The following is a 24,351-nucleotide window of genomic DNA, read 5'->3' as shown; positions in this document are numbered from 1 at the left end:
TTTGCCAGGAAACGGAGGAGGATTTCAAATCTTCACTCATAACGTTTTAGTCTTTTGCCATCCGCACCACACGGGGATAGAATTTTCCTTCGATGGAAACCAAGGTGCCTTGACTCTTCATGATCGTGTCGATGTCTTTATACGCACCCGGTGCTTCTTCCGGACTTCCACCGACGAGCGTGATCTTCTCTGCCTGCAACATTTTTTTCAAGCTGCTCATCGTGATGGACTCTTTCGCTTTCTGACGGGACATCTTACGCCCCGCGCCATGTGCCGCAGAATTTATGGACAGCGTGTTGCCGCGGCCGCGAACAATATATCCTGGCGACAGCATGCTTCCGGGAATGATGCCATACACGCCTTCTCGTGCAGGCGTTGCTCCCTTTCGGTGCACGACCAGTTCGCGTCCATCCTCATCCAACTCTTTCCATGCGAAGTTGTGATGATTTTCCACAGTGGCAAGGGTTTGAAAACCCAGTGCGCGACACAGGTTGCGATGGATCTGATCGTGACATGCCTTGGCATAGTCGCCGGCCAGTTGCATGGCGTGCCAGTACGCTTGTCCTTCGTCGCTGTCCAGTGTGAGCCACGCCAGGCTTTTTGCTGCTCCCGGCAATTTGCATTTGGCCATGGCCACGTGCGTGTAATGTTGCGCGATGTTGGCACCGAGGCTTCGCGAGCCCGAATGCGAAAGCAAGGCAGCATATACACCCCCTGGAATGCCAAGCGTATTTTCCGCATCGAGTTGGACCGTGCCGAACTCTACGAAGTGATTCCCGGAGCCTGACGTTCCCAACTGACGTACGGCTTTACCATGCAGCTTTCGCAACAGTTCGGTGTCTTGAAAACCCGGGTGATCAAGGATCTCGTGCTCCTGTCGGAAGTCAAGTCCTCCGTCGTTGCCGAAATGCGTGTAGTCGCCCAACGCTTTTTTCAAAACGTAGTCGTGGTGCACCACGTAGCTTCCCGGCAGGTCGAGGATGGTCAGTGCCATGCGGCACCCGATGTCCATGCCCACGCCATAGGGGATCACCGCGTTTTCGGTGGCCAACACCCCACCGATGGGCAGGCCGAAGCCCTGATGTGCATCGGGCATGACCGCGCCTTTCACGGCTATCGGCAAGCGCATGGCGACCTCCATTTGCTGCAGCGCATTGCGTTCGATGTGTTTGTGACCAAAGACCTCGAAAGGTTTTGGCGACTCGTCCAGATCGAAAGCCTCATACAAAGGCTCGGTGACTTCTTTCGACAAAAGTTTTAATGCGATGATGCCGAGCAGCTCGTGATGACGATAGTTCTCCGGATGCTCCAGCACATCGGTAATCTGATTTATTTTTTCCTCGATCGGTGTGTGTTTGAAGTGGCGATTCATAATGTTTAGCGCCAGGCTTCTGATCACATCCGAGGGAAAAGGTATGCCCTTCATATCTTGAAGGATAAGTTTGTATTTGCCCATAGGAATATTGAGCGGACGTAAATAGAAGATTGGTGCTTTACGGTCCCGGAGCTGTGACGCAAAGTTTTGCGGCAAAATCCTGGAAAATAAATAGTGACCTTTCTTCAGACTTGCGTCTGCGATTTAAAATGAACTAAAATGTTTTTTTGATTGGCTATAGCCTTTCAGGTCCGGTAAGAATTACCGTAGCGGCTACAGGGTGATATGTAAAGTGAGCACCAGCATAAACTTTCTCCCGCTTTCTAAATGAATACGATCAGGTGAAATGCGTTGCAAATATAAACGCACTTTTTCGATGCCGGAAGGGATGAAATGGAATTTTGTGTTATTTATCCGAATTCTAAAAAGAGAGCGTCGCAGTTCCCTTAAAATAAGCGACCAGAAAAAGTATGCCGTAGATCCAAAAATTATACAAGAACGTGTAGAAGACGCCGTAGATAACACTCATGGGGAGATCACCCTTGGTGCGTTTAGAATTTTTGAAGACGAGTCGTAAAGCACGAAAGAAGATCCAATACAACATAGCTGCAAAAGTGAACAACGAAATGACCAGCAATTGACCGAACATTAACAACACCACGGCCAGCACAACCGCAATCGCGATCCAAAGCAAAATGCTGATGATAGCACCCAGGATCACTTCGCCAAACCCGTCGCCAACCTCCAGGATTGGCCCCGCCGGCGAAACGTCTGGCATTTTGGAAAACGCTTTGGATGGGATCTTATCCGTCATCCGGCCGATGTTGTCTTTTAATTTTATGCCGTGGAATAGCCCTACCGTGATAAACGAGCAAAAGGCTGCCGACAAAATGGTGGTGGATAAAAATGAATTCTCAAAAAACGTGTGGTGACTCCCCAGCCCCCACAGGTACACACCCACGATCGTTAGTGCAATCACCAGCAAGGTAATAATGAAAACAATTCTGGAGTCAACAAGCCGGTAAGTTCTGGCAACAGGCGGTATCATAACGCTAGGTTTCGATGTTCAGGGCGACCAAATTAGAACAACACGCGGGCATCTACAATCCATGCTTTCAGGGATCATCCTTTCTCTCCCGCTAACACACTCACTCTAAACGCAATACGGCCACCGGAAAATCTACCGGTAGCCGTATCGTGGTATTCTTTCAAAAAAAGATCTAATTCTTGTATACGCGCACCATGAACACAAAGTCTTTCCAACGCTTCACCTGCTGCACGCGTGTGCTGTTCTTCATGGTGTTCTGCTTGGGCAGTGTTAACGGCAACGCCACGCTGTCGACCGTTACCTGGCCGATCACGTCCATGAGTACGGTGGATTTGATGGCAAACGCAGCGCCCATAGTTCCGGTCTCAATGCCGCTGATCACTCCCACCAGGTCGCCTTTCGCGTTCAACAACGGGCCGCCGCTGTTACCGGGATTTACTGGCACCGACACCTGGTAGGCATTGGGGTTTTGTTTGAAGCCCGTCAGTGCACTCACGGAGCCCTCGCCAAACACAATGTCCTCGCGCGGATAGCCGAGGGTGTAGACATCTTCGGCCAGATTGGCTTCGGTCATCGACAGCGTGTAGGGAAGTGGTTGTGCCAGGTCGTCGAGCTTTTGTTCGATCTTCAGAATGGAAACATCATTCGCCGGGTCGTTGTGAATGATGGTAGCCTTGAGGCGTCCAAATCTGGCGTTCTCTATTATAACGGAGTCCGATTCTTTGATCACATGATAGCTGGTGGCCACATAGCCGTTCGAAGAAATGAGGAAACCTGTGCCGGCGTAGGCCTCGGGTGAGGGCTTGGGTTTCTCTTTCACTTCGGCCATGTCTTCCATCATGAGCTTTTGTGATTTTTTGATTTGCTCTACATTCCGTCGCAATTCCTTATAGATGGCGGTTTGCTTGGTATCCAGCGAGCGGGTCATGAACAGTGTTCCCAAAATACTGATCAGGGCCACGGAGGCGGCCACGGCGGTCATCCAATAGCGTTTCCAACCGACGGGACGGGCCAAGGGCACGACCTTTACAGGCGTTTCTATTTCCTGGTGGGCGTCATCCAGCGTTTTGAGAAGGCGGGAGCGTTCGCCGTAAAATCGAAGGGCATTGATCAGGGAGAGGTGTTTTTCCACCTGTTCCCGGAAGGCGGGGTCCTGCTTCATCCGCTCTTCCAGGGCGGCCGTTTCCTGGGCGGAAAGGGTGCCTTTGGCGTAGCGGTCCAGCAGATCTTGTTCGGTGTTCATATTTTCAGTGGTCTTTATAGGCGTCAAAAAACAATTTCTTCAAGCGTTGCAGGCACTTGTACTTCTGATTTTTCGCATTGTCGGCATTGGTATACCCGAACTTTTCGCGGATGGTTTCCATGGAAAGGTCGTGTATGTAGAAATCCTCGATAATGCTGCGGCAGGGTTCTCCAAGCCCCTCCAGCGCAGTTTTCATGTCCGCAAACTGTTTTTCCTTCTCTTCTGCGTTGAGCGCCTCCTCATCGGCCCCCGGGAACGATTCCGTCTCTTCAAGGGTGCCCTGAAAGCGCTTTTTGGCCTGTAATTGCTTGAGCCACAGCCTTCTGCACACAGCGTAGAGATAGGTCTTGATCTTGCAGGTCAGAATAAAATTCGCTTGCTGTGCCCGCTCATAAAAAGCGAGCACGGCCTCCTGGTAAATGTCTTTGGCTTCTTGTTCGGTGCCGCTGTTGGTGCAGACCAGGTTCACGATCATCGCGTAATGGGTCTTATAAAGCTCCCGGAGCACCCCCTCGTTCTTCTTCCGGATCTCTGAAACAATCAGCTCGTCGAAATAATAGGCCACGTTTTACGTAAGGTTGGTTTTATACAAAGTCGCCCCGAAGGTAACCCAAAGAAAAAGATCTTTCTGCGTGGGTGACCTTCCGGAAATCGCGGTATGAAGGGAAAATTTAAACTAGAAACTATGAAGAATGCAATGAAAACAATTTTTGCTGTTCTGGCCATTGCGGTTACGATAGGAGCATGCAAGCCTAAAACTGAAGAAACGGCTACTGAAAAGGACACCACTGCTACGGAAACGGTTGCTCCTGTAGAAGCCGATACTACACAAGCTCCTGTGGCTGGCGATTCTACCGCAAAGCAATAAGCACACACCTACCTGTAAACTTTCAGAGCTTCCCGATTCCGGGAGGCTCTGTTCTCTTCCACCCGACGGCATTCCTCGCCGGCACGGTTTAATTTTCTGATTCTTCTTTTCTGAGTCCTCTGTCCGCAAGTGTCCTGCAGGCCTGGCTGACGACGTCTATATTTTTTTGCTTTTAATAATCTTAAAACTCAAAATTTTATGAAACGCTTCATTGTGTCTTTTTATGTGATGATTATAGTTATGTTGATGTTTTCATGTGAACGGCAAGGGTCTGCAGTCCAGGAATTGCGCAGGGATTCGGCAGACCTCGAGGAACAACAACTTCAATCGAGCACCGAAGAATACCGCGCCATAGTTGAAAATAGTTTCCAAGATGCATTGAAGAATCCTCTGTCTACGTTTTCTATCGATGTGGACGTTGCTTCCTACAGCAATGTGCGTCGCTTCATCAACAACGGTCAACGTCCTCCCAAAGACGCCGTGCGTCTCGAAGAGATGATCAACTATTTTGACTACGATTATGATCAACCAGAAGGCGACGACCCCTTTGCCGTGGTCACCGAAATATCGATCGCACCCTGGAATGCCAAACACAAACTGGTGCACGTCGGCCTGCAAGGAAAGAAAATCGCGACCGACAATCTGCCGCCTTCCAATCTCGTGTTCCTCATCGACGTGTCGGGCTCTATGGACGAACCCAACAAGCTTCCGTTGCTGAAAACGTCTTTCAAAATGTTGGTGGGACAATTGCGCGAACAAGATCACGTAGCCATCGTGGTGTATGCCGGTGCAGCCGGATTGGTATTGGAACCCACCTCGGGCGCCAACAAGAAAACGATCATCGCAGCCCTCGACAATCTCCAGGCCGGTGGCTCAACAGCGGGCGGTGCCGGCATCCAATTGGCCTATGACATTGCAAAAAAACATTTCAAGACCGGCGGCAACAACCGCGTGATCCTCGCCACCGATGGTGACTTTAACATTGGCGAATCCAGCGATGCTTCTATGGAGCGTTTGATCGAAGAGAAAAGAAAAGACGGCGTGTTCCTCACGGCACTGGGCTTTGGCATGGGCAACTACAAAGACTCCAAAATGGAGACCCTGTCTGACAAAGGCAATGGCAACTATGCCTACATCGACAACATCATCGAAGCGCGCAAGGTGCTCGTGAATGAATTCGGTGGCACGTTGTTCACCATTGCTAAAGATGTGAAACTGCAACTGGAGTTCAACCCCGCGAAAGTGAAAGCCTATCGCCTCATCGGCTACGAGAACCGGATGCTGAAAAGCGAAGACTTCAACAACGATAAAAAGGACGCCGGCGAATTGGGCTCGGGCCACACCGTCACCGCCTTGTATGAGATCATCCCCGTGGGCGTGGAGAGCGAGTTCTACAAAATAGACGACCTAAAATACCAGACCATGCAAGTAAACCCATCAGCCAACACTTCCGAAGAATTGCTAACGATCAAACTGCGTTATAAAAAGCCCGACGAAGATGTGAGCAAGCTCATCGTGCACCCCTTGGTAGACGACAACACGCCACTGGCAAAGACCACCGACAATTTCCGCTGGTCGGCTTCTGTTGCTTCCTTCGGCATGTTGTTGCGCGAGTCGGAATATGCCAATCATTTCACATACGACCAAGTGGTAAAAATGGCACAGAGTGCCAGGGGCGAGGACACAGAAGGGTACCGTGTCGAGTTTATCAACATGGTGAAAGCCTTCGAGTCAATGGCAAGTGGGCTTTAAGGAGAAGCATCATCTCGCCAGTTCACCGGAACACACGAAACGGAAAAAGCAGAATGGCGCCGACCAATTTGAAGCCTAGCTCTAACGTGAATCCCAGGATGCGGAACGGCAGCAGCACCAGCCAAATTAAAGGGAAAAGAAAAAGCACCATCAGGGCGATGGGCCAGCAAAGGACAAACAACATGCACCAAAGGATAAGGGCGATCAGCGTTCTCATGTTTGAAATAGTGTTTCGCCAACCCTGAATCAAATGGCTTACCAAATTTAGTAACCGCGAAAGCAAGCTCCCAGAGGGTTTGCTTTCGCTTTTTTATATTCTTGAATAGTCAAATATGTACATCGGGCTGATCAAAAATGAACAGTGCTGCTGTAGGGTAATTTTCATGAAGTGAAGAATTTGGAATTAGAAAATTGCAGTTCTTGGACTAACGAATTTTTTGGAGATCTTACGTTATGAATGAACCACTTCGAGGACTAGCCAGATTTGGCCTGGTGATTTTTCTTTGTTTTACCGGGCTGTTAATAACCCTTTACATTGGGCTTTTAAGCGATAAAATTGCCCATCCGGGATATAAGAATTTGTCTTATTCAGGCTATGCCTGGGTGGGGCTGGTGATGCTGACTTTCGCTGTGGCTGACTTTTTTATCCTCAGACGTTTCATCAGAAGTTTAAAGAAGAGAAATTGACAGGCACTTCGTCGAATGGCATGCGGGGAATGCTGATAGATGAGTTTTACCTATCTTGAATCTCCGTACGCAAAGCCGTTCACATGCACAGACTTTTCTTTCTCTTGGCTCTGGCGATTGCCGGAGGCGCACTGCAAGCTCAGACAAAGGCATCGCAGAAGATCCTGTTCAATGGCAAGATCTTTACAGCCAACCCCAACCAGCCCGTTGCAGAAGCGGTAGCCCTTTCGGGCGATAAGATCATCGCGGTGGGATCGATGGTCGATGTTCAAAAAGCACTGAAAGGAGAGACCACCCAAATCGATCTGCAAGGAAAATTTCTCTTGCCGGGTTTGATCGACAGTCATAACCACGCCCTCAGTGGCGGCAAAAGCCTCAGTGCTGCCAACGTCGGCGACGTATGGTTGGCCACACTTCAATTGGCTGCCTATGCGGAAAACATTTTGAAGACACGCAAAGGCATGCGGGGTGATGTCATCCTAATAGAAGGCATGCATAGCGCCACGTGGGCGCACCTCAATGAGCTTGATGCACTCTTCAACGGCGATGGCTATCGCAAGCAACCTGTCGTGCTCCGGGGCTCGGATGGGCACACGGCGTGGGTGAACCGGGTGATGCTTCAACGTGCCGGTGTGAACCGCGCCTTCATCACATCTCTGAATGAAAGTGAGCGTCCTTTTTTTGGTGTCGATGAGAAAGGCGAACCCACCGGACGCATCTCCGAAGACGGCTTCAACACCATTCGAAAAGTTTTGCCTGCCAGCGCCGTTGATGCTTACGAAGCAGCCCGGGCTGGCGTTCAGCACTTGAACAGTCTCGGCATTACCGCCTGGCTCGATCCTGCCACCGGCTCCACCGGCAACGGTGCACAAAACAGCGACTTGCAACTTTATGAAAAGCTTTCCTTAAAAAAGAACCTCACCGCACACGTAGCAGCTACAGTGGTAGCCGATGGCGACGGTGACATTCAAAAACAAATAGATGTCCTGAAGGCGCTTCAAATGCATTTCAACACCGTGAAGGATTTGTCGGTGCTTGGTTTCAAGATCTTTGCCGACGGCGTGTTGGAATATCCCACGCAAACGGCAGCGGTCTCTATTCCTTATAAAAACTCAGGACGACAAGGATCGCTCATGTTCGAGCCGGGCAAGTTCAAAAACTTTGTCGCCAAAGCGGATCAACAACAACTGTTGGTACACGTCCATGCTATAGGCGACCGGGCGGTGACCGAAGCCTTAAACGCTTTCGCGTATGCCCGTGCGGCCAATGGCAACAACAGGCTTTCTCATTTCATTACGCATCTTCAACTGGTGGTGCCCTCCGACTTCAAACGGTTCGCGGCGCTGAATGTCCTGGCCAGCTATCAACTCCTTTGGGCAACGGCCGACACGTATACGGTTGAATTGGTAAAGCCTTACATCGACTCCACACTATTCGCCGTTCACTATCCCGCCAAATCCATGCTCGATCAGGGTGCCGTCATTGCGGGTGCCAGCGATTGGCCGGTGAGTTCGGCGAATCCTTTTGAAGCGATATACGTGGCCGAAACGCGCCTGGGAAAGTTGGGTGTTCTGAACCCTCGCGAAAGCATGCCCCGCGCAGAAATGCTGAAAGCCTACACCATCAACGCCGCCAAGGTGTTGTGGAACACCACCATCGGGTCTATTGAACCGGGAAAACAAGCCGACCTGGTTTTGGTTGACCGGGATGTGCTCACGGTTTCTGCTGAGGACGTAAAAACCACGCAGGTGCTGTGGACGATGTTTGGGGGAGAAATCGTGTATAAGAAGTAAACCGCTTTTTCCGCTTGGCGATTTTTGTGTTATTTGTACGCAAATAGGTCCCCACGTCATGAAACAAGATATAAAAGTCTCGGTCGACGCTGTCGTTTTCGGCTACTCTCCGGAAGAAGGCATACAGGTCCTGCTGATCAAACGGAAGTATGAACCGTTCCAAAAATCATGGGCACTTCCCGGAGGACTGGTGCTGAACGAGGAATCGCTGGAAGAAGCCGTGCACCGCGAACTGCAAGAAGAGGCGGGAATTGACGTCAACTACCTCGAACAGCTCTATTCTTTTGGTCAGCCCGCCCGCGACCCGCGCAACCGTGTGATCTCGGTGGCCCACTTCGGCCTGGTGCGCCCCGACGACTACCAACTCTCCGCGCAAACCGATGCAGAAGATGTGGCGTGGTTCAGCATCAAACGCATTCCCCGTCTGGCCTTCGACCATAAGCAGATCATCGACGTCGCGATCAAACGATTGAGGAGCAAGATCGTGTACGAGCCCATAGGGTTCGAATTACTGGACAAAGAGTTTCCCTTTTCCGACCTGGAGAAACTTTACCAGGTGTTGCTCGACAACGACCTGGACCGGCGCAATTTCAAAAAACGCATCATGGCGCTCGGGTTCCTGGAGGAGGTGAATAAAACCTTACAGCGCAAGGCCGGCCGCCCGGCAAAACTCTACCGCTTCAACAAAAAGAAGTATTTCGAGCTGAAAGAGCGGGGCTATCACTCCGATCTTTTCTACTCATAGTCAAGGGGTTGTCTAATTTGTGTAAAAATTACGCAAATTAGATCACCAGAAATCCAACGTCGCTTTTATATTTGCGTATATATTACACAAATGAACATCATAACAACATCAACCACGCCGTATCACGAAAGCGTCGAGAGATTGCCGAAAGAAGGCAATCACATTATCGGCAGGGTAACCACAGATCACATCGTCGTCTACCAAGCCTTCAGAAATTCAATTGCCGATTATGCCGTGAAGCATCAAACCTTTGGAGGGAACGATTACAGCTACAACCGGATGTCATGGATCAAAACCAGTTTCTTATGGATGATGTTTCGCAGTGGCTGGGCGCAGAAGGAAGGGCAGGAACGGATCCTGGCCATAACCATTCGAAAAAAGGATTTCGAACGGATCCTGGCTCAAAGTGCGTACGCTTCCTTTCAAAGAGACGTGTATGAAAATGAAGATGAGTGGAGGCAGTCGCTTCAACAGTATGAAGGAAGGTTGCAGTGGGATCCTGATCACGACCCCTTCGGAAATACGACGGTGCGAAGAGCGATTCAGTTGGGGTTGAAAGGAGGAATGCTTGAGCAATTCGGATCGACTCAGATCGTAAGCATAGAAGACATGACGTTTTTTGTAAACGAGCAATATCAGTATGTAAACAATCGCCAATTGGATAAACTTAAAATTCCCTTGGAGAGTGTGTTTGTTCCTCAAGACCCCGCCATTGCAAAGAAAATTGGACTAACGCTTTTGTAAATATGAATAACATCGGTGTCATTATCGCCCGCTTTCAAACGCCCTACCTGCACGAGGGCCACAAATCAATCATTGAAACGGTGCAGCAAAACCACAACAAAACGGTGATCGTACTCGGTGTTTCACCGGTGTTGGGCAGTCGCCGCAACCCTTTGGATTTTCCGACGCGCGAGAGGATGATCAAGAAGGAGTATCCCGACATGGTGGTGCTCCCACTCTCCGATCATCCCCTGGACACGCGATGGACGCAGGCGCTCGATCATTTGCTCACCACGACTTTTCCCGGTTCCACCTTCACGCTCTATGGCAGTCGCGACAGTTTCATGACCAGCTACTCCGGAAACAAAAAGGTGGTTGCCCTTCCGGAACAAGGCAAGCACAACTCGACCGCACTCCGTGAAAAATTCAGTGACAAGGTAATGGACGCGGAGGCGTTTCGCTCCGGGATCATCTACGCATATGCTAACACCTATCTCAAAGTCTATCCCACCGTCGATATTGCCGTGTTCCGCCATAACAAAAAAGAAATACTGCTAGGCAAAAAGGAGATCGACAACCAGTGGCGTTTGCTGGGCGGATTTAGCGATCCCACAGACGACTGTTTCGAAATGGCTGCGCAACGCGAATTGCACGAAGAATGTGGCCCGATCGAGATCATGCCGATGCAATATGAAACCTCCCGCCGCGTGGACGACTGGCGCTATCGAACCGAGGGCGACAAGATCATTACTACGCTCTTCTCGACCGATTTCATCTCCGGCGATCCCCAAGGCAGCGACGATGTTGCTTCTGTGGAATGGTTCCCGCTGGACAAGGTTCTGCACATGATGGATAACCACGAGGTGGTAGACACGCACCTTCCCCTTTTACAATTTCTTTTGAAGAAGTATGCTAAATGATACAGTTATGAAAGAAAACCTGTTGTTGCTTGCGGATGCTTATAAATATTCGCACTACAAACTTTACACCCCGGGCACGTCCAAAATCTATTCTTATTTGGAGAGCCGCGGGGGCTTGTTCCCGGAAACGGTATTTTATGGATTGCAATATTATTTGAAGGAATACCTGGAAGGCCAGGCCTTCACTCGCCAGGATGTAGACGAAGCAGAAGCAATCATGAACGGTGTGTTTGGCAGAAAGGATGTCTTCCGCCGCGAGAACTTCGATTACATTTTGGAAAAACACGGCGGCCGCCTACCGGTCCGCATCAAGGCGGTGCCGGAAGGATTGGCCATTCCCGTGCACAACGTGCTGATGACGATCGAGAACACCGATCCCGCATGCTTCTGGCTCACCAATTTTCTGGAAACCCTGCTCATGCAAGTGTGGTATCCCAACACGGTGGCCACGCTCTCACGGGAAGTCCGGAAAACCGTAACAAAATATTTTGAAGCCACGGCCGATGACGCCTCGCGTGGGGCGATCGATTTTGTGTTGAATGATTTTGGTTTCCGGGGTGTCAGTTCCGTGGAAAGTGCTGGTTTAGGTGGGTCGGCTCACTTGCTGAACTTCATGGGGAGCGACACGGTGTTGGCGTCGCGTTTTGCACGGCGGTATTACGAGGCGAAAGAAGTGTATGGCAAATCTATTCCCGCAACGGAACACTCTATCATGACGTTATTAGGGCCGGAAGGGGAGAAACAAATCTTCAGGCATGTACTCGATGCTTATCCCGAAGGCTTGGTGGCTTGTGTTTCGGATTCCTACAACATCTTCCGGGCTGTGGAGGATTATTGGGGAGGAGAATTTAAAGACGAAATATTGAAGCGCAAGGGTACCCTGGTAATTCGTCCCGATTCCGGCGACCCGGTGATGACGCTGCTGAGCGTGTTCGACATCTTGTTCGCCAAATTCGGATTTACAACAAACACCAAGGGCTATCGCGTGCTTCCACCCCAGGTCCGCGTCATTCAAGGTGACGGGGTGGATCATGAGTCGATTCCGATGCTTTACAAGGCCTTGAAAGAAAAAGGGATCTCCGCGGAAAACCTTGTGCTGGGCATGGGGGGCGCCTTGCTGCAAAAAGTGAATCGCGACACGCAGAAATTTGCGTTGAAATGTTCCTATGCCGAAGTGGACGGAAAAGGATTGGACGTGAAGAAGCAGCCGGTGGAAATGGATGCGGCTGGAAAATTGGTGGCTTCGTTTAAGACTTCGAAAGCGGGTAGATTGAAACTCGTGAATGAAGCCGGGAAATATAAAACGATTGAGCAACACGAACGTTTGGATTTGGAAGATGTGATGGAGGTTGTGTTCGAGAATGGTGAGATCAGGAGATCGCATACCTTTGAGGCGGTGCGTGAGCGGGCTCAGCGGTCGTTCAGAACCATCCCAACCTAACACTCCTTCGGTTGTTTGCGCGTTGTTACTTCGTATCAAATAAATTAGTTTTGAGACATGAACCTCAATAGTCTGAAGCAAACGCTGGAAGGAGAATTCTTTACCGATGAAACGACCCGAAAACTATACGCCACCGATGCTTCTGCATACCGCGAAATCCCCCAAGCCGTAGCGATCCCGAAGACGGAGGCTGATCTTGTCAAGCTCATCCACTTTGCACGCGAGAACAAAACCTCCGTGATCCCCCGCACCGCCGGCACGTCGTTGGCAGGCCAGGTAGTGGGCGCTGGCATTGTGGTGGATGTTTCCAAACATTTCAATCGCATCCTTGAAGTCAATAAGGAAGAGGGCTGGGCGCTGGTGGAACCCGGCATTGTGCGCGACGACCTCAATCAGCATCTGAAAGCCTATGGTTATTTCTTTGCACCCGAAACGTCCACGGCAAACCGCGCCATGATCGGTGGTATGATCGGCAACAACTCGTGCGGTTCCAACTCGGTGGTCTATGGCAGCACCCGCGAACACCTGCTCGAAGTGAATGCCATCCTTTCCGATGGCAACAAGGTGTGGTTCGGACCTTTGACCAAAACAGAATTTTTGTCGCGCACAAAAGGCGAAGCCCTCGAAAACAAAGTATACCGCCACATCGAGACCATGCTTTCCAACGCCGACAACATAACCGAGATTGAAAAGGAATTTCCCAAGCGTTCCATCCAAAGAAGAAATACAGGCTATGCCATCGACATGCTGGCGCGCATGCAGCCCTTCCGTGATGGGGGTGACCTTTTCAATTTTTGCAGCCTCATTGCGGGCTCGGAAGGAACGCTGGCGTTTGTGACGTCGGCTAAGATCAAGCTCACACCCATCGATCCGCCACATAAAAAATTAGTGTGCATTCACTGCCACAGCATCGACGAATCGTTGCGGGCAAACCTGGTGGCCCTGCACCACAAGCCTTCGGCCGTGGAGTTGATGGATCACTACGTGTTTGAAGCCACAAAACGAAATCGCGGACAAGCGGAAAACCGTTTCTTCATCGAAGGCGATCCGCAAGCCATCCTGGTAGCCGAAATTACGCGTCATACCGCAGCCCAGGTTGATGCCGACGCGTTGGCATTGATCGAAGACCTGAAAAGCAAAGGGCTTGGCTATTCCTATCCGGTGGTGGGTGGCGACGACATCAAGAAAGTGTGGACCCTGCGCAAAGCAGGATTGGGATTGCTTTCCAACATTCCTGGCGATGACAAGCCGGTGCCCGTCATTGAGGACACGGCCGTTGACGTGGAGGACCTTCCGTCGTATATCGCAGAGGTTGGCGATATTTTGAAGAAGCATGGTTTATACAGTGTTCACTATGCCCACGCCGGCTCGGGTGAGTTGCATTTGCGGCCCATCATCGATCTGAAAAAAACCGAAGGCGTTCAATTGTTCCGAACCATCGCGGAAGACATTGCCACGTTGGTAAAAAAATACGACGGGTCACTCTCGGGCGAGCACGGCGATGGCAGGTTGCGCGGTGAGTTCATTCCCCAAATGATCGGTCCCCACAACTATGCACTCATCAAAGATCTGAAACGCACGTGGGACCCGCATAATTTATTCAATCCGGGTAAGATCGTGGACACTCCACCCATGGACACTTTCCTGCGCTACGAAAAAGGTCAGACGACCAAAGAATTTGACACCGTGCTGGACTTTTCGTCGACCATGGGCATTTTGCGTACGGCCGAGCAGTGCAATGGTTCGGGCGATTGTCGCAAGACGGAGATCAGCGGTGGCACGATGTGTCCCAGCTACATGGCCACGCGCAAAGAGAAAGACACCACCCGCGCACGGGCGAACATCCTTCGCGAAATGATCACCCGTACCGACAAGGTGAATCCCTTCGCACAAGAAGAGATCAAGGACGTGATGGACCTCTGTCTGAGTTGCAAAGGTTGCAAGTCGGAGTGTCCTTCCAATGTGGACATGGGTAAGTTGAAACAGGAATGGCAATATCAATATTATAAGACCAAGGGCATTCCGTTCCGCACCCGCCTGATCGGTAATTTTTCGCTCGGTATGAAGCTTGCGTCCTTGATGCCTTGGGGCTATCGTTTTGTCTTTGGCAACAAAGCCCTGGGCAACGTGGCAAAATCGGTCATTGGTTTTGCTCCGGATCGAAGCATGCCACACCTCTCGCCTGTGAGTTGGAAGAAATGGTTTACCACGAAGTTCAGACCCACGGTTAAACATCCAACCAAAACCGTCTATCTCTTTATAGATGAACTGCTGAACTACAACGAGGCCGAAATCGGCATCACCACGGTAAAGCTATTGGACAAATTGGGCTACGCCATCAAGTTTGTGGAGCACCACGATTCGGGGCGCAGCTTTTTGTCGAAGGGAATGTTGGAAGAAGCGCGGGATCTGGCACAGAAGAACGTGGCCCTCTTTAAGGATTTGGTTACCGCCGACACACCGCTCATTGGTGTAGAGCCGTCGGCCATTCTCACGTTCCGCGACGAGTATCCCGATTTGCTCCGCGGCGATGAGAAAACCAGTGCCTATAACATTGGAGCGCACACCTTCATGATCGAGGAATTCCTGGCAAAAGAACTTGATGCCGGACGCATCGATGCGAGCGCGTTCAAGGAACAGCGTCTGCTCATCAAGATGCACGGGCATTGTCAGCAGAAAGCGCTCTCTACGTTGACGCCGATGAAGAAAATTCTTACGGTGCTGGGCAAAAATGAGGTGCACCTCATTCCTTCCGGGTGTTGTGGCATGGCCGGATCGTTCGGGTATGAAAAAGAACACTACGATCTTTCCATGCAAATTGGCGAGCTTGTCCTTTTCCCCACCGTGCGCAAGCAGCCCGAGGAAGTGGTCATCGCTGCCCCGGGCACCAGTTGCCGTCACCAGATCAAAGACGGTACGGGAAGACGGGCATTGCATCCAGTGGAAATCCTTTGGAATGCCCTGAAGGATTAGCAAATGCTTTTCGTCAAGGCCCGGCGCACGTTTGTCGCGCAAGTAAACCCATTCGTGATGGGCTTGCTCTTTTCCCGGGCCGTCCATCATTTTTCGGCAAGGATTATCAAGGCATTTTTAATAGCTTAGGGAGCAACCAAATCCCCTAACGCTATCATGGATCAATCATTGAACAGACGTGATTTTATAAAAAAGAGCGGTGCCGCGGCATTGGGCTTCGCCATTCTTCCTTCCTTTATTTCCCGGCACGCACCCAGCGACCGGTTGCGCATTGCGCACATCGGTTTGGGTGGCATGGGCAACCAGCACATGCAGTGGTTCGCTGCTTTGCCAGACGTTGAGATTGTGGCGTTGTGCGACGTCGATGAACTTCATTTGAACGGGACGCTGGAATCGTTGAAAAAACTTCATCCCGATACACAAGCAAAAACCTATGGCGATTTCCGCCAGGTGCTCGACCGCAAGGACATCGATGCCGTCACCATCGCCACGCCCGATCATTGGCATGCGCAAATTGCTTCGCTGGCGTTTCAGGCCGGCAAAGATGTGTACGGCGAAAAACCGCTTTCCTACGATGTGAAGGAAGCCGGGGTGATGCTAAAGAATTTGACAAAACACAATCGCATTTTTCAATTGGGCACGCAGATCCATGCTACCGACAATTACCATCGCGTGGTGGAGATCATCCAGTCGGGCGCCATTGGTAAAGTGCACACGGTACGGCTTTGGAAGAACGGTTTTTCACCGGGCATGGGCCATCCCAAACCTCAAACGCCGCCCAAAACGCTGAACTGGGATATGTGGCTCGGTCCCGCACCCTTGGTAGACTATTACCCGGAGCGGGTTCATTTGAACTATCGTTATTTCCTGGATTATTCCGGCGGAGTATTTGCCGATTTCTGGTGTCACATTGCTGACGTGGCGTGGTGGGCCGTTCAACCGCGCGGATTGAAAAGCGTTACGGCGCGTGGCGAGAAGACCGATGGTGTGGCCGATGCGCCCAAGTGGCTGGATGCGGATTTTGAATTTGAAAACCTGAAATTGTATTGGACCACGCTGCCACCCAACGTACCCGGCGCAGCAGAGCGTGGCATCGGCGCCTATTTTGAAGGCGACAAAGGAACGCTGATCTGCGACTACGAGACCCGCTCCATCACCATCAACGGCGAAACGGTTTCGGATCTGCCCGAGGTGGCCCAAAAGCTGCCGCGTTCGCCAGGGCATCAACAGAATTTTGTGGATGCCGTGAAGGCGCGGACCTCACCCGAATCCAACTTGGCCTATGTAAAAGACATGACCATGCCCATGCACCTGGCGGTGATCTCGTGGCGGTTGGGCCGGAAGCTGAATTGGAACGTCGAAAAAGAAAAGTTCGTCGACGACAAGGAAGCCGATGCCCTGCTTTCGCGGAAATACCGGAAAGCGTGGGACTTGCTGTAGCGGAGAGGTTGTAGAATTTTGTTGTACGAATCCGTGTCCGTTCTGCTGGTTTCGGATGAAAGAAAGGGAGTTGGCCTGGGATGGTTTATGAATCCCAAGAGTTTTATAGCTTTCTGAAAATTTTTCGCGCATGCTGACCAAAGAAGAAATCTATACGAATTTGCTGAAGGTGCCGGAATTCAAAAACCTGCCCCCGTCCCAGATCGAGTGGATGGCTACCAAAGGAACCATCAGCGTTCACCCGGACGGTGAACAGCTTTTTAAGTTGGGCGATCCTATGAACGAATTGCGCATTTTGTTCAAGGGCCGCATCAATCTCTATATGGAACAGGGAGGGAACCTGTATTATTTCGATGTGGTGGAACCCTTCGAGATCTCGGGACGCTTGCCTTACAGTCGCATGAAAGGCGCCGGCGCCATTGGCGTGGCCGTGGAAGAAGCGATCTCCTACAGACTCCATTCGGATTATTTTCATGAATTGATCACCACCAACTACGAGCTGGCCGAAGTGTTGGTGCACGCCATGACCGATCGCGTGCGTGAGTTCACCAAATTCCAGCAGCAAAACGACAAAATGATGGCGCTGGGAAAACTTTCCGCCGGCCTGGCACATGAGTTGAACAACCCATCGGCCGCGGTCGTGCGGGGAGCGCAGGAATTGAAAAAACATCTGGCCAACCTGCCCGAACATTTCAAAGGCGTGATCCGCATTCGAGCCACCGAAGTGATCGTAGACGGTGTGAACGACCTGCTGTTTTCGAAAATAAACGCGACGCAACCGGCGCTTTCGCTGATGGAGAAAACAAAGAAGGAAGACGTGATGTTGCAATGGCTGGAGGACAACGAAATCCAGGAAGGCTATATGATGGCCGAAACCCTTTCCGATTTCGGCTTCAACCGCGACGACATGGAAGGCCTGGCAAAAATGCTCCGCCCCGAAGACAAGAATGCCGTGGTGGACTGGCTCTTCCAGGTGCTGACCACCGAGCGGCTTGTGCACGACATTGAGGAAGCTGCGCGACGGATCAACACCCTGGTGAGTTCCATCAAGAGCTACACCCACATGGATCAGGCACCGGCCAAAGAGCCTGCCGACATTCGCGAAGGCCTGCAGAGCACCCTAACCCTGCTCAACCACAAGATTAAACGCAATCGCGTGCAGGTGACCCTGCATTTTGCCGACAACCTGCCAAAGCCAAAGATCTACGTTAGCTCCATGAACCAGGTGTGGATGAACATCATCGACAATGCCCTCGATGCGCTGGAAGGCAAGGACGACGCCCGGCTAGAGATCACCACGGAAAGAGATCGCGAATTCATCGTGGTGACGGTCACCGACAATGGCCCCGGCATCCCCAAGGAAATTCAGGATAAAATATTCGACGCCTTTTATACGACCAAACCCGTAGGGAAAGGAACCGGTTTAGGTTTGGAGATCGTACGCCAAATTCTTCGCCGCCACGATGGCGAAGTGAAGGTGAGATCTGTGCCCGGCCAAACTTCCTTCGAGGTTTGCTTTCCGCTGTAACGCATCACGGTAAATTCCTATCTTTCTGCCTTTGAAAATATCCATGAAGAAGCCTATACTATTTGTTATCGACGACGATCAACAGGTGCTTCGCGCCGTGGTGCGCGATCTGCGGAGTGTGTATGGAAAAGATTATCGCATCATGAGCACGGGCTCGGCCAACGATGCACTGCAATCGCTGGCTGAGCTAAAGAACAAAAACGAGACCATCGCGCTTTTCCTGGCCGACCAACGCATGCCCGATATGCTCGGTGTCGATTTTCTGAAACAAGCCAAAGAGATATTTCCCGAAGCCCGTCGCATCCTGCTGACGGCCTATTCCGATACAGAAGCTGCCATTCGTGCCATCAACGATGTGCAATTGGACTACTACCTCATGAAACCCTGGGATCCGCCCGAAGAAAAGCTCTTCCCGGTTTTGAACGATCAGCTGGAAGAATGGCAAAGCCACCACAAACCCGAATTTCAGGGTATTCGCATCGTGGGCTATCAATGGTCACCACGTTCGCATGACGTGAAGGATTTTTTGAGCGGGAATCTGATTCCCTATCAATGGCTCGACATCGAAGTGAGCGACCGCGCGAATGAGCTGGTGGTGTCTAACGGCATCAGTGTTAAAAATCTTCCCGCTGTATTTTTTGAAGACGGCACATTTTTGATCAATCCCGACATCCGCGAAGTGGGTGAGAAAACGGGCATGCGTTCCAAGGCTTCGAAACCGATGTACGACGTCACCATTATTGGCGCCGGTCCCTCTGGCCTGGCGGCATCGGTGTATGGCGCGTCCGAAGGATTGAACACCGTGCTGGTAGAAAAACGTGCTCCCGGCGGGCAAGCGGGCACCAGTTCACGCATCGAAAACTATCTGGGCTTCCCCAATGGTCTAAGCGGATCCGAATTGTCGCGACGAGCGATCACGCAGGCCACCCGTTTTGGTGTGGAATTCCTGTCACCCCAAGAGGTCGTGGACATCGATATCAAGGACGACTATAAGATCATCACCCTTCACGACGGCACCACCATGAACTCGCGCAGCATCATCATCACCACGGGCGTTGACTATCGCACGCTGGACGCGGTCGATGTCGAGCGCTTCACCGGCGCCGGTGTTTACTATGGAGCGGCCACTACGGAGGCGCACGCCTGCAGGGACAAAGACGTCTATGTGGTCGGTGGCGGAAACTCTGCGGGACAGAGCGCTATGTATCTCTCGCACTATGCGTGTCAGGTCTACATTGTGATCCGCAAGGACGATTTGTCATCCAGTATGTCGCAATATCTGATCGATCAGATCAAGGCGACACCGAATATTGCCATTATCCCCGAGACGGTAGTGACTCGCACGTATGGCGACGGCAACCTCGACGCGATCGATCTTCGGAATGTGGTGACCGGTGAGACAAAGAAAGTGGAGGCCAGCGCGCTCTTCATTTTCATCGGGGCCAGACCAGTAACGGACTGGATCAAGCTGAACATCATCAAAGATGAAAAAGGATTTCTGGAGACCGGACGGGACTTGTTGAAGTACGACTCGTTCCGTAAAACCTGGAAGCTTGCACGCGAGCCTTTCCTCCTGGAAACGTGTTGCCCGGGTGTATTTGCCGCGGGCGATGTGCGATCGGGCGCGATGAACCGCGTGGCTTCGGCCGTGGGAGAAGGTTCTATGGCGATCAAGTTTGTCCATGAATACCTGGCAGAAAATTAACCCCCTATCCCTATGAGTACAAAACCTGAACCGGACGAATCCGGGCTTTGCGTTCACCTCGACAATTGGAAGGAGATCAAACATCCTAAAGCACGGGTTTGTGAAGAATGTGTGAAGATCGGTGGCCGGTGGCTGCACTTGCGCACCTGTCAGACGTGTGGCGCAACGCTGTGCTGCGACTCATCGCCCGCGCGCCATGCCTCTCATCACGCAAGAACAGCGGGGCATCCGGTGGCCATCTCGGCTGAGCCTGGCGAACGGTGGGCATGGTGCTATGAGGACGAGCAGATGCTGGAGTATTAATCCTTAGTCCTGAGTTGTTGGAAAGAATATCTGCTTATCGTTTGCACGTTATCGCAAATACTTTGGACGGAGCATGCGTTCGAGAATTTCAAAGGCGATCTCGATAAGAATCGCCAGTACGGCTGCGGGAATGGCACCGCGCAAAATGAGCGACGAGTTGTTCAGCGCCAACCCGGTAACAATATACTCCCCTAATCCTCCCGCACCGATAAATGCTGCTAATGTAGCGGTGCCCACACTGATCACAGCGGCGGTGCGAATGCCCGACGAGATAAAGGGAATGGCCAGCGGAAATTCCAATAGCCGCATGCGTTGTGCGCGATTCATGCCCATGCCGATGGCAACTTTTTTTAGCACGGGATCGATGCCTTGAAGACCGGTATACGTATTTCTCAGGATCGGGAGCAATCCATATAAAAATAACGCCAACACGGCGGGCGACTGACCGATGCCGGTGAAGGGAATGAAGATGGCCAGCAAAGCAATGGAGGGAATGGTTTGCAAGAGGCCCACGAAATACAAAACATAGCGCGCTGGTTTAGGATGCCAGTACAGCACGATGCCCAGCGGCACGGCAAACCCGATGGCCAGCAGCAACGCCAGGAACGTTAACTTCAGGTGCACACCGGTCTTGTTCAACAGATCCGGCACGATGGAGGTTGAAGTCTCAGCGGTTGCCCCGGCAACAAATCCTTTCTTCCGGAGAAAATCGGAAGCCACCTGCTGAAAGGATTTTTTTTCATAGAGCACGGCGGCATTCATGGCCTGCATTTCGCTTTCGGAAATTTGTCCCGTTAATTTTTTCAGGATCGATTCGGCCTTTTCGCCGATGGCGGGCCGGTAGAAAGTTGTGGCCAGATAGTCGGGAAAGAATTTTTGGTTGTCTTCCAACACCGTCAGATGGTTTTGGATGATCTCGCCGTCGGTGGAGTAAGCGTCTGTGATTTGTATTTTGTTTTCTGTCAAAGCTGAATACGCCAGGCCATGCTCTAAGCCTACAGCCGTCTGTGGCAGGGCGTAGGCCTTTGAAAGATTGTCCCAGCCGTCTTGTCGCTTCAGGAATTCGTAGCTGAGGCCGATCGTCAGGTTGGCATGTTGTGCAAGGTCGGAGAGGTTGTGAATGTTTTTCTCCTTCGAAAGGGCCTCCGTCATGACCAGCGCATAGGTGTTGTTGAATCCATACGGCGGCGCGACGGTAAGGCCCATGTCCTGGAGTTGCGTGCGGATCTCTTCCACCGAAAGATTTTTTCCCGACGACAAGATCTCAAAGGAGATCGTCCCGGTGTATTCGGGATATACGTCGATCTCCCCTTGCTTCAAAGCCTTGAAGCATACCATCGTCCCTCCCAAATTATATTTCCGGTCGACGGTGAAATCATTTTCTTCCAGGAGTTGTGCGATGATCTCGCTGAGAATATAGCCTTCATTAAAATGCTTGGCACCTACCGTGATCTTTTGCGCCGTAGCCGCAACGGAAAAAGTAGCCAGGAATATGATGAGCAGCTTCTTCAAACAGACCGGGTTGAGGTTAGTCTTTCCACCAGCGCGTTCGCCGGATTTTTCAGCACATTTTCCTTTGTGTCATATTGCAATACTTTACCCGCCTCCAGTACCACGATGTAGTCGCCCAGGGCCAAGGCTTCTTGCGGGTTGTGGGTGATGAAGATCACCGTGCGTTCCTCCGATTGTTGCAGCTGCAGGATCTCGCGTTGAATGTCCTCGCGGGTAATAGAGTCCAGTGCGCCGAGCGGCTCGTCCATCAGCAGCACCGTTGGATTGGGGAGCAGTGCGCGGCAAATGCCGACCCGTTGTTGCTCGCCGCCGGAAAGTTCGTGGGGATATTTTTTGCCATACGCCTCCTGCAAATTCATCCTGTGCATCAGCGAATGCATGCGCGCAACGGGGTCGGCTCCGTTCGCCGGCCGCTGCAGGCGTGTGTTGATGAGGATATTTTGTGCCACCGTCAAATGGGGGAACAGTCCGATGCCTTGGATCACATAGCCCATTTGCAATCGCAGGGCGGCAGCGCGCGAATAGTCGAAGGGCTGGCCCCGGAAAAAAACCGTTCCTTGCGCCGGACGCAGCATGCCGTTCAACACCTGGAGCAAGGTGGACTTTCCGCTGCCGCTTCTTCCCACCACGGCCGTGATCTTCTTTTCGTGAAAACGCAGGCTCACGCCGCTCAGCGCGGGCTGACCGTTGTAGGTGTGATAAACGTTTTCAAGAACCAGCGGATCCATAGGCAGCTTGCGGCGTTCAAATTAGGGAAAATCCGTTTAGGAACGATTCTTTTTCCGGGCTTTCCTGTGGTGCGCGCGGCAAGCTGCTGGTTTAGGATGATGTACAAGCGAAAGGAATTCGTTTGTACCAGAGTAAAATTATTCTGTCGGCTGCCCGTCGATCCACGCCGCGCTGGAGAGTTGCTTTTTGATCGTGTCGATGTCGCCCCGCGCTGTGACCAGGGCCCCGCGAGCGGATGTTTTGGAAAGCAGGTCGCCGCGGAACCAGTTGCCCTGCCGTTGCGCCACCGGCAGGTTGGCTTCGGCCGGGGGACAAATATATTCGGCCACCGCTTCGCCGATCACCTGCATGAGCGGGAACTTAGACACATCGGCCATATCGATGTTGCCCAGGTCTTCGTCCGTAAGCGCATGGAGGTTGTCTGCTTCCACGTCCAGCACATGGCCGATGGGTTTGTCGGGGATCTGGCGTACGGCATGTGTGTCGAGCGAGAGCTGGAAGCGACGATAGTCGAGGTTGCTGATGAGACCACTGCGCATCATATCGACTTGCATCTCGCTGGCGTCTTTCGAGGATTCGTTCATTACATAGTTCAACCAGAACAAAGCATCCAGACCCTTCGGGTTTTGTATTTCCTTAGGTTCGAAAAACCTGTAGAGGCTGGCCGTGCCGAAGCTGAGGACCGTGAGCGCGTCGGGTTTGTATTTTCCTACACCGCTGTAATACAACGCTTCCAGCACGGCGGCGCCGGAAGGGTTGTTGAAGGTGGTGGTGCCGCCATCCACAAAACGCTCGAATGGCGAAAAGTAGGTGGGTGCCGACATGGTGGCTTCCAGCACGCCCCGCAGCAAGGCTTCCTTGTAGGTGCCTTTTACACCGCCGTTGTCAAAACAGGTGAAGAAAGTTTCTTCCCCGGCGGCCATGTCCTTTGAGGTGAACAGCATGTCCAGTCCCGTCGTCCGGGTTAGTTCGGCCAGCGTAACGTCGCCTACGGTTTCTTTCAAGAGCCGGCGATAGTTTTTCTTGTCGAAGGCGGGAGGGTTGTAGAATCGGTTGGCGAGCATTCCGCGTTTTGTGAAGACGCGCGATACCAATTGTTTATAAAGCTCTTCGATTTGCGCGGCGCTTCGCTTCGTGGTGATGAGGCCGGCAATGATGGCGCCGGTGGACGTGCCCGCCACCATGTCGCACCATTCATAAATGGGTCCGCCGGCAAGTTCTTCGAGTTTTTTGAGAAGCTGCAAGGTGAAGATTCCCCGCATACCGCCGCCGTCGATGGTCAGAATGACCCGGTTGCCTTCTTTGATGTTAAGCTGTTGGCGCGCTTTCTTTTTTTCTTCGGGTGTCATAAGAGGTTGGTTTTTTTGGTTTGAAACGGCCATCGAAACGATGCATCGATAAATGCAGGGAACGATCATGGCCTTTGGAAATTGATCGGGGGAACAACAAAAACCCATCTCCCCGCAAACCGTTATGGCTGACGAGACGATGGGCTCGGTGTCGAAGGTAGAAAAGTACGGAGCATTTTACAATGATCGGCCGGCTTATATTTTCCCATCCGAACCC

At 51.7% G+C, this 24,351-nt stretch carries 20 protein-coding genes; 12 read left to right on the top strand and 8 right to left on the bottom strand.

Annotated features, from left to right (window positions below):
• Positions 1-46 precede the first annotated feature (46 nt).
• The 4 genes from D4L85_RS07640 to D4L85_RS07625 form a co-directional block, all read right to left on the bottom strand.
• Entirely contained in the window at positions 47-1,426 is a 1,380-nt protein-coding gene (locus D4L85_RS07640; RefSeq protein WP_228450804.1) for an RtcB family protein, read from the bottom strand.
• Between the two features lie 370 nt (positions 1,427-1,796).
• Entirely contained in the window at positions 1,797-2,423 is a 627-nt protein-coding gene (locus D4L85_RS07635; protein ID WP_160143596.1) for a hypothetical protein, read from the bottom strand.
• Between the two features lie 172 nt (positions 2,424-2,595).
• Complete coding sequence (locus D4L85_RS07630) at positions 2,596-3,666, bottom strand: trypsin-like peptidase domain-containing protein (protein ID WP_119753768.1); 1,071 nt, start codon at positions 3,664-3,666, stop codon at positions 2,596-2,598.
• A gap of 4 nt (positions 3,667-3,670) precedes the next feature.
• Positions 3,671-4,231 (bottom strand): RNA polymerase sigma factor, encoded by a 561-nt coding sequence (locus D4L85_RS07625; RefSeq protein WP_228450803.1) that lies wholly within the window; start codon positions 4,229-4,231, stop codon positions 3,671-3,673.
• A 120-nt stretch (positions 4,232-4,351) separates the two neighbouring features.
• Between D4L85_RS07625 and D4L85_RS07620 the strand changes: the two genes are divergently transcribed.
• A complete protein-coding gene (locus tag D4L85_RS07620) occupies positions 4,352-4,534 on the top strand; it encodes a hypothetical protein (protein WP_160143595.1) in 183 nt (60 codons plus the stop codon).
• Positions 4,535-4,732: 198 nt separating this feature from the next.
• The gene (locus tag D4L85_RS07615) at positions 4,733-6,286 is read left to right on the top strand and encodes a vWA domain-containing protein (RefSeq protein ID WP_119753766.1); all 1,554 of its coding nucleotides are present in this window, start codon (positions 4,733-4,735) and stop codon (positions 6,284-6,286) included.
• 22 nt (positions 6,287-6,308) lie between these two features.
• Here D4L85_RS07615 and D4L85_RS07610 read toward each other — a convergent pair whose 3' ends face one another.
• Positions 6,309-6,503 carry a hypothetical protein gene (locus tag D4L85_RS07610; protein ID WP_160143594.1) on the bottom strand — a complete coding sequence of 65 codons (195 nt, stop codon included), beginning with the start codon at positions 6,501-6,503 and terminating at the stop codon, positions 6,309-6,311.
• A 553-nt stretch (positions 6,504-7,056) separates the two neighbouring features.
• Here D4L85_RS07610 and D4L85_RS07600 point away from each other — a divergent pair.
• The 10 genes from D4L85_RS07600 to D4L85_RS07555 all read left to right on the top strand — a co-directional run bounded on the left by D4L85_RS07600 (position 7,057) and on the right by D4L85_RS07555 (position 20,544).
• Positions 7,057-8,766, top strand: a complete 1,710-nt coding sequence (locus D4L85_RS07600; protein WP_119753763.1) for an amidohydrolase — start codon at positions 7,057-7,059, stop codon at positions 8,764-8,766.
• Positions 8,767-8,824: 58 nt separating this feature from the next.
• A complete protein-coding gene (locus tag D4L85_RS07595; RefSeq protein WP_119753762.1) occupies positions 8,825-9,511 on the top strand; it encodes an NUDIX hydrolase in 687 nt (228 codons plus the stop codon).
• 90 nt (positions 9,512-9,601) lie between these two features.
• Positions 9,602-10,255 carry a DUF4291 domain-containing protein gene (locus tag D4L85_RS07590; RefSeq protein ID WP_119753761.1) on the top strand — a complete coding sequence of 218 codons (654 nt, stop codon included), beginning with the start codon at positions 9,602-9,604 and terminating at the stop codon, positions 10,253-10,255.
• Between the two features lie 2 nt (positions 10,256-10,257).
• The gene (locus D4L85_RS07585) at positions 10,258-11,154 is read left to right on the top strand and encodes an NUDIX domain-containing protein (RefSeq protein WP_119753760.1); all 897 of its coding nucleotides are present in this window, start codon (positions 10,258-10,260) and stop codon (positions 11,152-11,154) included.
• Positions 11,155-11,161: 7 nt separating this feature from the next.
• The gene (locus D4L85_RS07580) at positions 11,162-12,595 is read left to right on the top strand and encodes a nicotinate phosphoribosyltransferase (protein WP_119753759.1); all 1,434 of its coding nucleotides are present in this window, start codon (positions 11,162-11,164) and stop codon (positions 12,593-12,595) included.
• Between the two features lie 57 nt (positions 12,596-12,652).
• Positions 12,653-15,568 (top strand): FAD-binding and (Fe-S)-binding domain-containing protein, encoded by a 2,916-nt coding sequence (locus tag D4L85_RS07575; protein WP_119753758.1) that lies wholly within the window; start codon positions 12,653-12,655, stop codon positions 15,566-15,568.
• 156 nt (positions 15,569-15,724) lie between these two features.
• Positions 15,725-17,008: a Gfo/Idh/MocA family protein gene (locus D4L85_RS07570; RefSeq protein WP_119753757.1), complete on the top strand. Its 1,284-nt coding sequence runs from the start codon at positions 15,725-15,727 to the stop codon at positions 17,006-17,008.
• 130 nt (positions 17,009-17,138) lie between these two features.
• Positions 17,139-18,536, top strand: coding sequence for an ATP-binding protein (locus D4L85_RS07565; protein ID WP_119753756.1), 1,398 nt, complete (start codon positions 17,139-17,141; stop codon positions 18,534-18,536).
• A 43-nt stretch (positions 18,537-18,579) separates the two neighbouring features.
• Entirely contained in the window at positions 18,580-20,241 is a 1,662-nt protein-coding gene (locus tag D4L85_RS07560; RefSeq protein WP_119753755.1) for a response regulator, read from the top strand.
• Positions 20,242-20,253: 12 nt separating this feature from the next.
• Positions 20,254-20,544, top strand: a complete 291-nt coding sequence (locus tag D4L85_RS07555; protein ID WP_119753754.1) for a UBP-type zinc finger domain-containing protein — start codon at positions 20,254-20,256, stop codon at positions 20,542-20,544.
• 48 nt (positions 20,545-20,592) lie between these two features.
• On the opposite strand, the gene D4L85_RS07550 is transcribed toward D4L85_RS07555, so the two are convergent.
• The 3 genes from D4L85_RS07550 to D4L85_RS07540 all read right to left on the bottom strand — a co-directional run bounded on the left by D4L85_RS07550 (position 20,593) and on the right by D4L85_RS07540 (position 24,134).
• Positions 20,593-22,056, bottom strand: coding sequence for a glycine betaine ABC transporter substrate-binding protein (locus tag D4L85_RS07550; protein WP_119753753.1), 1,464 nt, complete (start codon positions 22,054-22,056; stop codon positions 20,593-20,595).
• Complete coding sequence (locus tag D4L85_RS07545) at positions 22,053-22,784, bottom strand: ATP-binding cassette domain-containing protein (RefSeq protein WP_119753752.1); 732 nt, start codon at positions 22,782-22,784, stop codon at positions 22,053-22,055. Before D4L85_RS07545 ends, D4L85_RS07550 begins: the two co-directional genes overlap by 4 nt.
• Positions 22,785-22,922: 138 nt before the next feature.
• Positions 22,923-24,134, bottom strand: coding sequence for a patatin-like phospholipase family protein (locus D4L85_RS07540; protein ID WP_160143593.1), 1,212 nt, complete (start codon positions 24,132-24,134; stop codon positions 22,923-22,925).
• Positions 24,135-24,351 lie beyond the last annotated feature (217 nt).

Source organism: Chryseolinea soli, from assembly GCF_003589925.1.
Lineage (GTDB): Bacteria > Bacteroidota > Bacteroidia > Cytophagales > Cyclobacteriaceae > Chryseolinea > Chryseolinea soli.
The sequence above is the reverse complement of the archived record's forward strand: the minus strand, read 5'-3'. Positions and strand labels throughout refer to the sequence as shown.